15 protein-coding genes are annotated in these 14141 nt (G+C 46.9%); 3 read left to right on the top strand and 12 right to left on the bottom strand.

Translation table 11 applies throughout. The annotated features are described in order from the left end of the window. Window positions 1-18: 18 nt before the first annotated feature. The 11 genes from AC58QM_RS02515 to AC58QM_RS02465 all read right to left on the bottom strand — a co-directional run bounded on the left by AC58QM_RS02515 (window position 19) and on the right by AC58QM_RS02465 (window position 10499). Window positions 19-1668, bottom strand: a complete 1650-nt coding sequence (locus AC58QM_RS02515; protein WP_497281077.1) for a copper resistance CopC/CopD family protein — start codon at window positions 1666-1668, stop codon at window positions 19-21. A gap of 13 nt (window positions 1669-1681) precedes the next feature. Further along, window positions 1682-2086, bottom strand: coding sequence for a DUF2203 domain-containing protein (locus AC58QM_RS02510; RefSeq protein WP_497281076.1), 405 nt, complete (start codon window positions 2084-2086; stop codon window positions 1682-1684). A gap of 51 nt (window positions 2087-2137) precedes the next feature. Further along, window positions 2138-2614 (bottom strand): nickel-responsive transcriptional regulator NikR, encoded by a 477-nt coding sequence (gene nikR, locus AC58QM_RS02505; RefSeq protein WP_497281074.1) that lies wholly within the window; start codon window positions 2612-2614, stop codon window positions 2138-2140. A 145-nt stretch (window positions 2615-2759) separates the two neighbouring features. Next, window positions 2760-4523 carry a response regulator gene (locus AC58QM_RS02500; protein WP_497281072.1) on the bottom strand — a complete coding sequence of 588 codons (1764 nt, stop codon included), beginning with the start codon at window positions 4521-4523 and terminating at the stop codon, window positions 2760-2762. Between the two features lie 59 nt (window positions 4524-4582). Further along, complete coding sequence (locus tag AC58QM_RS02495; RefSeq protein ID WP_497281070.1) at window positions 4583-4957, bottom strand: response regulator; 375 nt, start codon at window positions 4955-4957, stop codon at window positions 4583-4585. Between the two features lie 92 nt (window positions 4958-5049). Continuing rightward, the gene (locus AC58QM_RS02490; RefSeq protein WP_497281068.1) at window positions 5050-5436 is read right to left on the bottom strand and encodes a gamma-glutamylcyclotransferase family protein; all 387 of its coding nucleotides are present in this window, start codon (window positions 5434-5436) and stop codon (window positions 5050-5052) included. 116 nt (window positions 5437-5552) lie between these two features. Continuing rightward, a complete protein-coding gene (locus AC58QM_RS02485) occupies window positions 5553-5840 on the bottom strand; it encodes a CD3324 family protein (protein WP_028556449.1) in 288 nt (95 codons plus the stop codon). A gap of 1324 nt (window positions 5841-7164) precedes the next feature. Then, complete coding sequence (locus AC58QM_RS02480) at window positions 7165-7926, bottom strand: LamB/YcsF family protein (protein WP_497281066.1); 762 nt, start codon at window positions 7924-7926, stop codon at window positions 7165-7167. Window positions 7927-7940: 14 nt separating this feature from the next. After that, entirely contained in the window at window positions 7941-8936 is a 996-nt protein-coding gene (locus AC58QM_RS02475; protein ID WP_497281065.1) for a 5-oxoprolinase subunit C family protein, read from the bottom strand. After that, window positions 8926-9699 carry a 5-oxoprolinase subunit PxpB gene (gene pxpB / locus AC58QM_RS02470; RefSeq protein WP_497281063.1) on the bottom strand — a complete coding sequence of 258 codons (774 nt, stop codon included), beginning with the start codon at window positions 9697-9699 and terminating at the stop codon, window positions 8926-8928. The genes AC58QM_RS02475 and pxpB overlap by 11 nt, the downstream gene beginning before the upstream one ends. After that, window positions 9687-10499, bottom strand: a complete 813-nt coding sequence (locus AC58QM_RS02465; protein WP_497281061.1) for an alpha/beta hydrolase — start codon at window positions 10497-10499, stop codon at window positions 9687-9689. Before AC58QM_RS02465 ends, pxpB begins: the two co-directional genes overlap by 13 nt. A gap of 99 nt (window positions 10500-10598) precedes the next feature. Here AC58QM_RS02465 and AC58QM_RS02460 point away from each other — a divergent pair, with 99 nt between their 5' ends. Together AC58QM_RS02460 and AC58QM_RS02455 are read left to right on the top strand one after the other, a co-directional pair. After that, window positions 10599-10919: a YbjQ family protein gene (locus AC58QM_RS02460; RefSeq protein WP_310501165.1), complete on the top strand. Its 321-nt coding sequence runs from the start codon at window positions 10599-10601 to the stop codon at window positions 10917-10919. After that, window positions 10916-11161 (top strand): HD family phosphohydrolase, encoded by a 246-nt coding sequence (locus AC58QM_RS02455; protein WP_497281059.1) that lies wholly within the window; start codon window positions 10916-10918, stop codon window positions 11159-11161. The genes AC58QM_RS02460 and AC58QM_RS02455 overlap by 4 nt, the downstream gene beginning before the upstream one ends. Before the next feature lie 73 nt (window positions 11162-11234). Here AC58QM_RS02455 and AC58QM_RS02450 read toward each other — a convergent pair whose 3' ends face one another. Further along, window positions 11235-12827, bottom strand: a complete 1593-nt coding sequence (locus tag AC58QM_RS02450) for a bifunctional metallophosphatase/5'-nucleotidase (RefSeq protein ID WP_497281058.1) — start codon at window positions 12825-12827, stop codon at window positions 11235-11237. 147 nt (window positions 12828-12974) lie between these two features. Between AC58QM_RS02450 and AC58QM_RS02445 the strand changes: the two genes are divergently transcribed. Then, window positions 12975-13946, top strand: a complete 972-nt coding sequence (locus tag AC58QM_RS02445; RefSeq protein WP_497281056.1) for a phosphate/phosphite/phosphonate ABC transporter substrate-binding protein — start codon at window positions 12975-12977, stop codon at window positions 13944-13946. Window positions 13947-14141: the final 195 nt, after the last annotated feature.

The raw sequence follows: 14141 nt of genomic DNA, 5'->3' as shown, positions 1-14141 counted from the left end.
AATCTGCTTTGTTTATCCTCAATATACGATAAAGTCTTTGGTGTAGACAGTCTCGTTATCATCTGTATCCATGACACGCATTTCTAGCTCCCAATTCCCTCTAAAAGGCAAATACGGCCCTTCCGATTTGTAGCTAAACTTGGCAAATCCGTACGATTCCTCTTCCTTCGTGTCTTTATAGATCGTTAACGGAATAGAAATCGGCGCGATCTCCTTGTCATCCTTGTTATGCAAAATTAAGAGTACCTGCTTCGGTTGACCTGATTTCTCAGGCAGCCATACCTTGGCAACGAAAGCATTGTTTCCGGGGATTTTCGGCGTAATATCGACTGAGACATGAACCTTCTCCCCCATTTGATGCCACTGCAGCGGCTCATTAGCTGGGATCGGCGCCATATACGTAAGCAGCCCGACTAGGACAACAATGATGACCATAAGCGAGAGATCTAGCTTAACCCAAACGATGGATTGATTTACTTGTTTCCTGCGAAGGAAGAGGCGAATTACGAACCCAATTAGGGCAACTAGGACTACCACGCCTACTTTCACAAGTAACAGAATTCCCCACGTAGTGTACGTCAAATATTCCAAACTCGGTAAAAATAACAGAACAGATAGAATCCCTGAAACGGTTAAAACAATAATCGAAATCAGTGCGAATTTCGAAAATTTCTGCATGTAGCTGCCGAGGTCCATCTTGTTATGACGCCATTTGGCATACAACAGAATCAATCCGCCTACCCAACAAGCGGCAGCAACGAGATGAATAAAGTCGAGCCCAATCGTCGCCCATAGTGGAGAGAAGGAGGCTGCGTGGCCGCTAAAGCTTTTGACAGCCAATAAAGCAATTGACCAACCCACATCAATCCAGGCCAACCTCCCCAGCAAAACAAAGCCTAGAAAGGATAATACAAGTAGCAGTACCCAAGAAATTCCGATATTCGTGGCACTAAGCAGCTGCCATATTTCTTCGACACCACCGCCACCTAGCAGATCTTCGATATGCGTGAAAATCAACAACAATAGAGCAACAATGTGCGCGCGTTGAAGATTGAGCGTCCACGTAGAAACGAACTTCTGTGTTTCCTCGCCTTGCGGTCTCATCAATCGCAACCAGAAAGCCCATCCCGTCAAGGCTAACAGCATCAAGAACCACAAGCCGCGAGAGGCGTATTGCAGTAATCCTTTTGTCGTTAGAGGTCCCGAACTATGATCATGCCCCGTATGAGCCGAAGGCACATCGAGGACATCTTCTTGTGGAGGATTCCCGACCGTAATCGGATAGCTCCCACCTACTGGATGACCGTCAGCTGAGATGACGTGATAACTAATTAAATACACACCTTCTGCCAGCCTCGGCAAATCCAGTTTAATGCCCATCTGATCCTTATTCATGACCGCTTTTCGATTGGTCGTCTCTGTTCCATTATGATCATAAACTTTGATATAAAAGAGTCCGCTATCTAATTGTTCATTGAAAGTAACGGAAATTTGCTGTGGTGAGGTTTCGAGCTTCGCTCCCGCTTCCGGCACTGCTTCGACTAATGAGGCATGCGCAGAAACGGTTTGAGGCGCTATGGCCGTGCTCAGCAACATAATCGCCAGTACAGCAAGCATGACGGCAGGCAGTCGCAAGAACCACTTGGTTCGTTGATTGAATAATCCCATTATCCCTATCCCTCTAATCCGCTATTGGTCTACGTCCAGCAAAACCATCTTGCTCACCGTGATAATAACGAATCTGATCCTCTCCTTGCTTCCAACACAGCAATACTTCTTGTCCATTCATTACCGATGGAAAATCCACAAGTCCTGAATCGATATCCTTCAGCTCAATGCCCGTCTTTTGAAAGCTTTGGATAAGCCCACGCGCTTCAATTTGCAGAAATTCCAGTGCCGCTTCCATGACAAAAAAGGGATCCTTTTCCCCGCTCGGCTTCTCTGCGTACTCATTCTTCTTATGGCGTAGTTCCATATATTTATCCTCAAACTCGCTCTTCAAGGCTTGCATTTTCTTCAGTTCCTGATTAACAAAAGGTAATAAACCATTGGCCTCTTCCAAAGAGAACCATTTCTTCTCAGACATAACGCACCTCCATGTCCTTATTTTAGCAAAAAAGCGGAAGAACTACGAATTCTACTCATGTGTATGAGGCTTATCGTGAACGTGATGATGATGTCCATGGCTGTGACCGTGCTCGTCTACATGTGTAACAGACAGCTCCGCGTAGCCAACCCCTTTTAACACTTGGATTCGTTGCTGCAGCTCTCTAAGCTTCTGCACTTCACCGCGAACGACGAGTATTTCCAAGCATTGCTGATGGTTTAAATGGATATGCATCGTTGAGATGATCGCATGATGATAATCGTGCTGAAGCTCCATTAACGTAATGGGCAGATCTCTAATCTCATGGTCATACACCATGACAATCGTTCCGGCAACCATTTCCTCTGGCTGCATACTGCTTGACGTTAAAAGCGCTTTGCGCGCGAGATCTCGGATCGCCTCCGAGCGATTATCATACCCCTGTAAGGCAATTAACCGATCGAATTGCTCAATGAGTGATTGTGGCATCGAAATTCCAAAACGTACCAGATTGTCTTTCTCCGACATTCTTCTTACTCCTTCATAAATAGCTTTGTATCATCTTACTGTATCAGAAAGTGCGGAAGTCGCAAACCTCCGACACCGAAGATTCACCTATACACAACCTACTGCAGGCAAACAGCAAAAAAGAGAGGCCATATGCCCCTCTTACTTAGTTCAATTTCATCAGTTGTTTGACGCGGTTTTCTAGTTCTACGAGTGAGAATGGCTTCGTCATATAATCATCTGCACCCATTTGGAGTCCCTTCGCTACATCCGAGGCTTTCTTTTTGCCCGAGAGCATGAGGACCTTCATCTCCTTGGTGAGCTCGCTAGCGTCTGTCTTGATCTTCTCCAATAATGTAAATCCATCCAGCTTAGGCAGGATGCCATCCAAGATGCACGCATCGAAGGCTTGATTAGCCAGTAGGTGCCACGCTTGCTCTCCATCTGATACCTGGGTAATCACAATCGGCAAATGCTCCAATTGGGAAGTCAGGATCGCTCTTAGAATGGGATCATCATCAACAATTAAGAGCTTCTTCTTCTGCAGCTGAGCATTCGCATGTGCGACGAGCTTCGTAAATTGTGCGCCCTCATCCTCTAAGTCCGCCAGTACGATGCGATTCTTGCCCTGTTGCTTCGCTTGATACATCGCGTCGTCAGCCTTCGCAACCCACTCTGCAATTAACATGCCTACTTGCCATTCGGCAACACCAGCTGAAAATGTGATCGAGAACGATTGGCCTTCATTTTTCGCTACAGCTTTCACACGGACTTTATCTAGAATATCTTGCATGATCGCTCGGGCCTGATCTACAGTCGTATTCGGAAGTGCTATCACAAATTCTTCTCCGCCAAAGCGGGCCAACAAATCCGTCGACCGCAAATTCACCTGCATTAAATGTGCCAAACCTTGAAGAACCAAATCACCTACGTGATGACCGTACGTATCGTTGACACTTTTGAAATTGTCGATATCAATGAAAACAAGCGATATTGGCGCTGGATAGCGTTCAATACGCTGCAGCTCCAACCCAATTTGCAGATCAAAATATCGACGATTAAACACACCTGTCAGCGGGTCACGGAAAGCTAACTGTTCAAAATTCCGCGTCCGTTTGAGGAGACCGTAAATACGTGCTGCCAATTCTTCATATTGGAATGGCTTGGTCACATAATCATCTGCTCCCAAATGGAAACAACGAACTTTATCGCTGACATCGTCTCGTCCCGATAAAACAATCAGCGGCAGCCACTTAAGTGTAGGATCTTCCTTCAAAAACTCAAATAGCTCATAGCCCGACTGCGGATGCATCATCAGATCTAACGTAACGAGGTCATACGTATGTTCTCGAAGCAACTTTTTAGCCGATTCCACATCAGCTGCCTCATCCACAACACAGTCATCGAGTTGCAACCGTCTTGTCAAATAAGAACGAAGTACATCGTCATCATCAACTAATAAAATACGACTTTTGAGAGTTCGAAGCATCGAACCTGTAATAGGGTCTTGCTCCTCATCCATCTGAATTTCTGTTAAGCCAATGTCCAGTTCCATTTTCAATTGTAGCAATAGGCCAGCCGTTCGTTCTATGCTTTCAGATACAGGGCTCGTTGATTGAAGTAACTCATCGTCCTGCTTCTCAATGGCTAATGTCCATTCCCAATTCCTGACCAGATCCTCGGCCAATTTACCAATTCGCACAAAACCAAATACAGGCGCACTGCCTTTAAGTGTGTGTGCAATCCGATAGCAATGCTGCAAATCCTCTAGGATTGGCTCCGTCTGAACGGCAGTCAGCAAGGACTGCAGCTGCTGAAGCTGCTTGTCATATTCACGAATAAAAATCTTTCTACCCTGCTTGAGGATTCTTGCTTCGCGATCCGACTCTGAACCTGAATCTTTGGATCTCTCTAGGTTTCTATGGCTCATAACAGACAATCACCCTTTATAAGCTTAATTAATCGGATTCCAGCGACTGCTTGTCTAACCTATCGTTGCAACAGCTGCCCTATCGTGTCTAATAATTGAAGTGGACTGAAGGGTTTTACAATGTACGTGGTGACACCGGCTGCCTTCGCTTTCTCTTTATCTTTCTCCAAGGCCTTGGCTGTCAAAAGAATAACCGGCAAGTCCTTGTTCACATTATCACTTTGTCTCAACCAGGAACATACCTCTACACCCGTGCGTTCCGGCATCATATAATCCAGAATGATTAAGTCGTAAGCTTCCTGGCCGAGCTGCTCGATTGCTTGTTGGCCATCCTCAACCTCCGTGATGACGTATCCCTCATCAGATAACGTTTCCGTCAGCAGAAAGCGAAGCGCCAGTTCATCGTCAGCTAGCAAAATTCTGTAAGATGACATGTTCTCTCTCCTCGAGTCCATCTAAATTAGTACTAATTATAGCATCATATCTGAGGGCAAGATAGGAAAATGTCGGAAAACCGCGAAAGAAATCACATGTTTTTGTGGTGCAAATGCTCTTTCCACGAAGATCCAGATATGGCTGGAAGTCCGCGCGGACTTGTGTAGCCATACACCCAGCCTTCTCGCTCTCCGTTAATATCCTGTACCCACGTTCGCTCGTATTCATTATCCGGATGCCCTGGACTGTAGTACGTTTCCAAAATGTCCATGGCGGCTAGTCCTTCTTCTGTAACTTCAATCCATTCCCCTATAACCACTTGATCATCCTCACCTGTCCGAACTAACGCTGGATAGGGTCCAACATCATACAATCGACCATTAATCGCCCCAGGTTGCACAGCTAGTAAATACGGTGAGACAACAAAATGATTACTTTCTCCTACAAGTAACGTTCCATACACGAATACAGCTATCATCTCTATACCCTCCTGATTCTCTACATGCTCTATCTACATGTTTTCGGCGCGAAAACCATGGATTCCTACAGGTTACGATAAAAAGGAAAAAAGCAGCATCACAATGGATGCTGCTTCTATGCCTGATTGGCTGTTAATTCTCTTGTTTTTACAATAATTTTACGGATGCTGTCTTCGGATAAATGAAACACTTTGATCAGCTCTAAAACCGTCGAACCTGTTTGGTACAGACGGAAAATCTCACGATTTCTCCGCTCAATAATGATGCGAGTGCCGTTATTTTCTCCCCAACCTGCACGTTTCTGCTCTTTCTTAGGGATATACACGATTTCGCCTTGGATATATTCTTGTAATTGTTTTAATAGGTTAGGGGGAAGAACATCTTTCCCGTTCTTATAACTCATGGATGAAAACCTCCTCAAATTGTGCAAAGCTTAACTTTGACTGATTTGCAGAGAGTATCTTCATCGCCCCTTAACCTCCTACCATTCTCAAAAATGGAATAAAAAAAACACGATCATAATCGTGCCTGTCGGTTGTATATGCAATTATACAATTCAGGTGAACGGTTATTCCACGAATGATATTCAGTTAGGAGACGAGTACCTCTGCGGCGGCCGCAACATTCATCGCTACTGTCATTGTCATTGTGTACATTAAAAAGCACTCCCTTCACCGTAGTTTATTGTTGTGTTCACTTCGTGTTCACAATTTTCATTATATGTAAAAAGCTTCTCGCTGTCTACTCGTTCGTAAAAGTTATGCGAGGGCCTAGTGGCCCCCGCTTGGAACAGTGACCCCTGCTTACGCAGAGATCACCTCTGTTTGCGTTGTAATCACCTTGATCACTCCTTTCCGAAGGAATTAGCCGGCCGGCTACATATCTATTAACTCATATTATGGCGCCGCTCTCAAGTGAAAGAATGGTTATAGGGATTCTTTCCTTGTTGGGGGAGAACTCCCCCCTCTAAGGTGAGGGGGGAGTGAGGATTCTTGGGGCGGCGAAAGTGGCAGGCTCAGATAACATACTAGTCTGACTTGGCGCGATTCACTTCTTGAGACGGCGATTTTTGCTGGCTCAGCAGGTTATCAGCAGTGAGTGCACTCTGAGACGTCGAAAGTTGCAGGCTCGGCACTCTAACTAGTCTGAAGTGGTGTGATTCGTTTCTTGAGACGTCGATTTTTGCTGGCTCAGCAGGATATCAGCAGTGAGTGTGCTCTGAGACGTCGAAAATGGCAGGCTCAGATAACATACTAGTCTGAAGTGGTGCGATTCGCTTCTTGAGACGTCGATTTTTGCTGGCTCAGCAGGATATCAGCAGTGAGTGTGCTCTGAGACGTCGAAAATTGCAGGCTCGGTACTCTAACTAGTATGAAGTGGTGTGATTCGCTTCTTGAGACGTCGATTTTTGCAGGCTCAGCAGGCTATTAGCAGTGACTGCTCTCTGAGACGTCGAAAGTGGCAGGCTCGGTACTCTAACTAGTCTGATTTGGCGCGATTCGCTTCTTGAGACGTCGATTTTTGCTACCTCAGCAGGTTATCAGCAGTGAGTGCACTCTGAGACGTCGAAAGTTGCAGGCTCAGCACAAGTAATGGTACTGGCTGGTAGCGGAGTTTGAATTACAGGAATATGTATCGACTTGATGGGGAAAGTTGCTTTACCGAGTTATTCATGATGTAGGAGGAGGAGGAGACTCTGAGGGATACAAAAAAACCTAGCGAAATCGCTAGGTCCCCAGCGGCATGACTGCGATGCCGCTTTGCGTAAGCAGCGCGCGGATATCGCGCGCGAATTCCACGGCGTGCACACCGTCGCCGTGGATGCATATCGTGTCCGCGCGCATGCTCAGGTCCTCTCCCGTACGGGAGAGGACCCTGCCTTCGCGGACAAGCCGTTCCACCTGCGCCGCAGCCTCGGCGGCGCTCTCAAGCAGCGCCCCCGGCTGGTCGCGGGGCGTCAAAGAGCCGTCCCGCTGGTAGCTGCGGTCCGCGAAAGCCTCGCTCGCGGTCCGCAGCCCCGCGGCGGCGCCCGCCCGCAGCAGCTCGCTGCCGGGCGGGCCATACAGCGTCAGCTCTGCGCTGACGCTAGCCGTTGCAGCCGCAATCGCGGCGGCTAACTCATGGCGCTTCGCAGCCATGTGGTAGAGCGCGCCATGCGGCTTGACGTGCTGCAGGCGTCCGCCTTCGGCGTGGACGAACGCCTGCAGCGCTCCGAGCTGATACAACGTCAGCTCGTATGCCTCTGCCGGCGTGATCGCGATCTCGCGCCGGCCAAAGCCCTGAAGATCGGGCAGGCCCGGATGGGCCCCGATCGCTACGCCCTTGCGCAAGCACAGCTGTACGGTGCTACGCATGGTTGCTGGATCGCCTGCGTGGAAACCGCAGGCGATGTTGGCCGAGCTGACGTAGTCGAGCAGCTCCGCGTCACGGCCGAGGCGGTAAGCGCCGAAGCCTTCACCCATGTCACAATTCAAGTCAATGCGCAACATCGCGCTCACTCTCCTTATTTTTTCAGCCCTCGGAACCAAGTCTGCATGCCTGTCTCCAACAACTTCAGATCCATGGCTTGCAGCAGGAACTGCTCCTGCGCTTCGCTATGTGTAACCTCTTGGAACTGCAGCATCCCTCCTGGCTTTACTTGCGCGACAAGCGGGAGATCTGCAGAGATCACATGACCGATGCGAGGATATCCCCCTGTTGTTTGACAATCAGCAAGCAATACAATCGGTTGTCCACTTGAAGGGACCTGGATTGTGCCACAAGCCACAGCTTCCGAAATCATCTCATAAGATATACCCTCGATAAGCGCAAGCTTAGGCTCACTCGACAATCGATACCCCATTCGATCTGATTGCGAGGTAACCTGAAAGCTTTGAGACAGCAAATGCGACCAGCTCTCTGGCGTAAAGAATGATGCTTCCTTACCTTTAACGATCCTTACGACTGGATTATCGCGATAGTCTGGACGAATTCTTGGACTTGCGGACCTAGCTCCAAGCTCAACAGCGTTAATGAGCTGAACAGGCGATTCATCTTTCTCCATTTTCAAGACGTCCCCAACCCGAAGAGCTCGTCCCTCATATCCACCCATGCCTGCTCTCAGATACGTACTATGACTTCCCAGAGCGTCCGCAGCCATAAATCCGCCATGCACGGCTAAATAGGCTCTACAACCCTCTACAGCGTATTGGAATTGAAGTTCACTTCCAGCGCGAAGAACGAAAGGCTGCCATAAAGGCGCTAAGCTTCCATCCACCTTCGCTTCCATGTCTGCACCGCAAATGGCAACTACCCTATCACTCTGGGTAACTAGCGTGGGACCGCTGAGTGTCATTTCCAATGCCACTGCTTCATAACCATTGCCCACCAATAAGTTGGCAGTTCGGTGAGCAAACCGATCCATCGGTCCTGCCACAATGACACCATATTTTCGATAACCGTAGCGTCCCTCATCTTGTAAGGTGGATAATAGACCCGGTTTTATGACCTCAAAGCCCATCGCTTGCAGTCCCTTCTTCTATCGCTTGAAACTCCCCCGATGTGATCGCCACAAATTTCACTTGATCGCCAACCTTGAGCAGGGAGGGTGGATCTGTGTCTGGACGAAACAAACGGAGTGGCGTTCGACCAATAAGCTGCCAGCCGCCTGGCGTTTCAAAAGGGTAGATGCCTGTTTGTGCCCCGCCAATGCCTACAGAGCCAGCTGGAATTCGTGTCCGCGGCACTGATTTACGAGGTGTCGCAAGCCTTTCATCCATACCCCCTAAATAGGGAAACCCAGGTGCGAAGCCTATCATGTACACCGGATACACGCGAGATGTATGCCATGTCACGATATCGGCTGTACTCACCTTATGATAATTCGCTACTTCCACGAGATCAGGCCCATAGGCCTCCTCATAGCACACAAGAATATCTGTGATGGCACCTAACTGGCTAGCTGTACCATCTGTATAGCTTTCTAGCAACTGCACAGTATGTTGCAAGACATAATCATACGGGTGCCAAGCCGCAGCCCACTGGGATTGTCCACTTTTTAACACGACTTCGGAAGCATAGTTATAAATGCGGAAAGCATCATAATAGATTGTAATGGTTGTATAGGCAGGGACTAGTTCTATGGAGCCCTCCTGCCAATTATTTTCCAGATAATTCGCTACCTGCCTGACCAATTGCAGATTCGTTAACGAAATGTCCGACCCAAGTCGAATCACGATAGCCGAGTCTCCAAGCGGATGGCATTCGTAGACTAATTTTGCCATGCAAAATGCTGCTTTTTCAACCAATTTGCGCAAACCTCAGGCCAGACATACGCTTCTGGATGATCGGCTGCAATGCCAATTCCGTGACGTCCTGATTCGAAAACATGCAGGTCGAATGGAATTTTATTGCGACTTAGCGCACTAGCAAAAAGCAAGCTATTTTCAACTGAAACCGCTGCATCATCCGCTGTGTGCCACAGGAAAGTTGGCGGTGTATCTGACGTTACTTGTAGTTCATTACTTAAATGCTGGACTAAATCTTCACTAGCATCTGCGCCTATCAAATTGATTCGTGAACCTTGGTGCGCGTTCACTCCAAGTGAAATAACCGGATAACACAGCACCATGAGATTTGGGCGGGAACTTTGATGTTCAATTGGATCTTCAGAAGCCTGATCTCCTGCATCGAAGTGCGTGCCCGCAGTAGCTGCCAAATGTCCGCCTGCAGAAAAACCAAGAATACCAATGCGGTTCGCATCGACACCCCATGCTTCCGCATGGTGTCTGACAGTTCGAATAGCCCGTTGCGCGTCATTTAGAGGAATAGGATGTTTATACGGAGCTACACGATAGTTCAACACGTAAGCGGATATGCCAAGTGCATTCAGCCACTTTGCGATGGGCTCACCTTCATGAGGGGCACGTCTGCCGTAGCCTCCACCTGGACATACAATAACTGCTGCGCGAAGGCCATCCCCCTCTGCTGGATATAAGGTTAAGCTTGGACAGCCTTGATTTTCCTCACCTTGACTATCTTGTACAGCTCCTGGCCACAATTCAATCGTTGTCCCTGCGTTCAAGTTTGAAACCCCCTCATTGGATTAACGTACTTAGTTAATAATAGCCAATCCTAATCAAGTAGAAAAGCATCTATTTCAACATTGAAGGAGCGATTTGATATGATGGTAGTTACAACTGAAAACATTGCCGGGTATGAGATCACAGAAGTTCTAGGTAGTACATTTGGTGTTGTCGTGCGAGCCCGCGGCATTGGCGGGGATATTATGGCCTCTTTGAAAGGATTAATTGGCGGAGAAGTCACACAATATACGCAAATGGTGGAAGACGGCCGACGGCAAGCTATGGACCGACTGGTCAAGAATGCAGCAGCCATGGGCGGAGATGCGATTGTCATGATGCGGTTCGATAGTGGGGATATTGGTCAAAATATGAGCGAAATCGTCGCGTATGGCACAGCCGTCCGGACGCGAAGGCTATGAGCGGGAACTCCTCTATTTTGCTTATATACGGCTTGTGGATCGTAGGCTTTCTTATATTACTTCTTCTCGGTTATCTCGTTTACGACAAACGTTACAAAACGGATGGTGCCGCGACACCTCAATCGCCTCCAAACGGCTTTGTTTTTACAACTGAAGTCTTCATTGATCCCCAAGACGGTTTCACTTATCGGGTCTATTACAACCCTCGAACGGGTGATCGAGCTTATATTCGTGAGAAATAATCGCTGCACAACATAAAAAGCCTTACAAAAGCTGAGAATCGGCTTTGTAAGGCTCTTCTAATTGAAGGACGAGCTACGTCCAAATGACTTGCCAATTGTGGTTAACGCTTGCCTCGATGGTACCTCGCTCCATAATATACCCTGCCAGCAGCTCAGCTACATCCGTTGGGATATCCTTCACAACCGGTTTATTCTGGAACATCGCATAATTACCTCCGCCAGCAGCGCGGTAATTGTTCATGACCACCTCGAAAGATGCTTCAAGATCAATCGGTTCCCCTTTAAAATCCAACTGTACAACTCGGTTCCCAACAGGACGGGCAATGTTCAGCGTGTAGGAAATTCCCTCCCACATATCATAGTTGTAATGGGCAGGCTTCGGTTCCATGAACGCTTTACTTACCTGAAGAACGCCATCCACCAATTCAAAATACTCCGCAGACTGTTCCAAGGCATCCTTAATATCTTGTCCTGAGATGCGAATGACCTTCAGTGTGTTCGGGTAAATATAGTTGGACACAATATCTCGCATGGTAATATCCGAAGGAAACCCAGGAGAAATATTATCAAACAGTGCCGTGTTGGAAATTTGTGCACCTGACAGCTCCATTTGGACTTTGTTAATGAACTCAATCAGTGCATTATCAACTGTACGAATCTGCATAGGATCTTTCACGAGCATGTCTCCTGTAAGCTTCCCGATGGGTTGATCCAGCCATAGCTGTGTTTTCGCCTCGTAAGAGCTGATCTGCGTGAGCAGCACCGTGTCCGCTTCTACTTTGTCTACAGATAGAAGCTCAGATTGCTTGGAAGCAATACGCCAATTCCCTTCCACCTGATCTAGCGCGATGTCCACCTTCCCAAGCGTAACGCCAGCTGTACCAGGTTGAACAATGGTAACTCCATTAATTTGAGCCCCAGCGATACTACGATGCTGATGACCTGTGAGGAGAACATCGATTCCCTCTACTTCCATACATAGCTGATACCCTTGATTTTCGCCTGTTAACGGCTCAGTAGGCTCACCGGTTACGATATCTCTTTCGAATCCGCCATGGTAGGAAACCACAACGACATCGACATGTTCTTGCTCTCGCAGGAATTGCACCCATGTACGAGCCGCTGCAATAGGATCTTCAAACCGTAAGCCGACAATATGCTTCGGATCTTCCCAGTTTGGGATATAGGGTGTCGTGATTCCGAGAATTCCAACACGTACGCCATCCGGAAATTGTTTAATCAGATACGGCTTACCGAAGAAAGGCTCACCTGTCTTCTCATTCAAAATATTCGCACATAACCAAGGAAAATTAGATTCACGCACTGCTTTTTGCAGAACATTCATGCCATAATTGAACTCATGATTTCCGAGTACTGCCGCATCATATTTCAAATAATTCAAACCCAGTACCATAGGATTCATTGGTTCATTATCTAATCGTGCGTGGTGGTAGGCGAGTGGTGTACCTTGAATGAGGTCGCCGTTATCCAAAACAATCACATTTTCTTTATGAGCACGTTCTTGTGCAACTAAGGTTGCAATTTTCGATAATCCGACATTATTGTGCTTATTATTTGCGTAATGAATGGGAAACATATTCCCATGGAGATCGCTTGTTTCCAAAATTGTAATGTGACTTCTTAGTCCTTGATTCGTCTGCGTCAAGCGTTTCACTCCATCCTTTATATTGTAAAGTTTTACATATCATTTGTCAGTTTAACAAATACTTCACACTATCTTCCATATCTCTTATGATAATGTTATAGTACATCATAGATAAAAAGTAAATATTTAAACGGAGGTCAAAAAGACATGAAAAAATTAACATTACTAAGCTTGTCCATGGTTGTAGCTGCAGGTGCACTTGTTGGCTGCGCGAAAAAAGACGAAACTCCAGCTGCTTCATCAACTGCAGCAGCAACTACTGCGGCAACTGCTACTCCAGCTGCAGCAGGTTTTGTTCCTAAAGAACTTAGAGTACAATTCGTACCTTCCCAAAATGCAGAGACACTTGAAGCAAAAGCTAAGCCGCTTGAAAAATTGCTTGGAGATAAATTAGGAATTCCGGTTAAGGTTTCCGTTTCCACAGATTACAACGTTGTTATCGAAGCGATGTCTTCCAAACAAGTTGATGTTGGTTTCTTGCCACCAAGTAACTATGTTGTTGCCCATGATAACCGTAAAGCTGCTGATCTTCTTGTACAAGCTCAACGTTTTGGCGTTGATGATGCAACAGGTCAACCATCGAAAGATCTTGTTGATTTCTACAAATCGATGATTGTTGTCAAAGCTGATTCCCCAATTAAATCCGTAGCTGATTTGAAAGGTAAGAAGATGGGCTGGCAAGGTGTTACTTCCGCAGCTGGTTACGTTTACCCAGGTCTTGTGTTGAAACAAGCCGGCGTTGATCCTGTGAAGGATGTAACTGGTGTTCAATTCCAAGGACATGACAAAGCGGTAATCGCACTTCTTAATGGCCAAGTTGATGCAGTAGGCGTGTTCCAAGACATCCGTGCCAACATGGTTAAAGATTACCCAGATATTTTCAAACAAACGAAAGTTCTTGCTTTCTCCGATAAAATTCCAAACGATACAATCGCTGTTCGTTCCGATATGGATGCAGCTTGGAAGAAGAAAATTCAAGATGCTTTCATCGCGATCGGTAACGATCCAGAAGGTAAAAAAGTGATCATCGATGTATACACACACCAAGGTTACGTAGCTACAACTGATGATAAATTCAACATCGTTCGTGAAGCTAACAAAGCAATGGGCTTGAAATAAGTTAAGCTAAGCTTACACAACTACACTATGAAACCACCGCAGCATGAGCCTTGCTTCCATGACGCGGTGGTTTTTTCCTTCTAATTTTACATTCTATACCAGACTTTCCTTGCATATTATGAATGTGGCACGCCCGTCCAAGCTCTTCGTTTACTTTTAACCATCAAACGTTTACTAAGTCGGTCGTGTCATAAC

The organism is Paenibacillus sp. J22P165, assembly GCF_059692015.1.
The sequence above is the reverse complement of the archived record's forward strand: the minus strand, read 5'-3'. Positions and strand labels throughout refer to the sequence as shown.

Bases quoted from the DNA above. Each gene is read 5' to 3' on its own strand.
- AC58QM_RS02515 (WP_497281077.1), bottom strand. From the start codon at position 1,668: ATGGGATTATTCAATCAACGAACCAAGTGGTTCTTGCGACTGCCTGCC.
- AC58QM_RS02475 (WP_497281065.1), bottom strand. From the start codon at position 8,936: ATGGGCTTTGAGGTCATAAAACCGGGTCTATTATCCACCTTACAAGAT.
- AC58QM_RS02445 (WP_497281056.1), top strand. From the start codon at position 12,975: ATGAAAAAATTAACATTACTAAGCTTGTCCATGGTTGTAGCTGCAGGT.
- nikR (WP_497281074.1), bottom strand. From the start codon at position 2,614: ATGTCGGAGAAAGACAATCTGGTACGTTTTGGAATTTCGATGCCACAA.
- AC58QM_RS02485 (WP_028556449.1), bottom strand. From the start codon at position 5,840: ATGAGTTATAAGAACGGGAAAGATGTTCTTCCCCCTAACCTATTAAAA.
- AC58QM_RS02500 (WP_497281072.1), bottom strand. From the start codon at position 4,523: ATGAGCCATAGAAACCTAGAGAGATCCAAAGATTCAGGTTCAGAGTCG.
- pxpB (WP_497281063.1), bottom strand. From the start codon at position 9,699: ATGGCAAAATTAGTCTACGAATGCCATCCGCTTGGAGACTCGGCTATC.
- AC58QM_RS02460 (WP_310501165.1), top strand. From the start codon at position 10,599: ATGATGGTAGTTACAACTGAAAACATTGCCGGGTATGAGATCACAGAA.
- AC58QM_RS02490 (WP_497281068.1), bottom strand. From the start codon at position 5,436: ATGATAGCTGTATTCGTGTATGGAACGTTACTTGTAGGAGAAAGTAAT.
- AC58QM_RS02510 (WP_497281076.1), bottom strand. From the start codon at position 2,086: ATGTCTGAGAAGAAATGGTTCTCTTTGGAAGAGGCCAATGGTTTATTA.
- AC58QM_RS02495 (WP_497281070.1), bottom strand. From the start codon at position 4,957: ATGTCATCTTACAGAATTTTGCTAGCTGACGATGAACTGGCGCTTCGC.
- AC58QM_RS02480 (WP_497281066.1), bottom strand. From the start codon at position 7,926: ATGTTGCGCATTGACTTGAATTGTGACATGGGTGAAGGCTTCGGCGCT.
- AC58QM_RS02455 (WP_497281059.1), top strand. From the start codon at position 10,916: ATGAGCGGGAACTCCTCTATTTTGCTTATATACGGCTTGTGGATCGTA.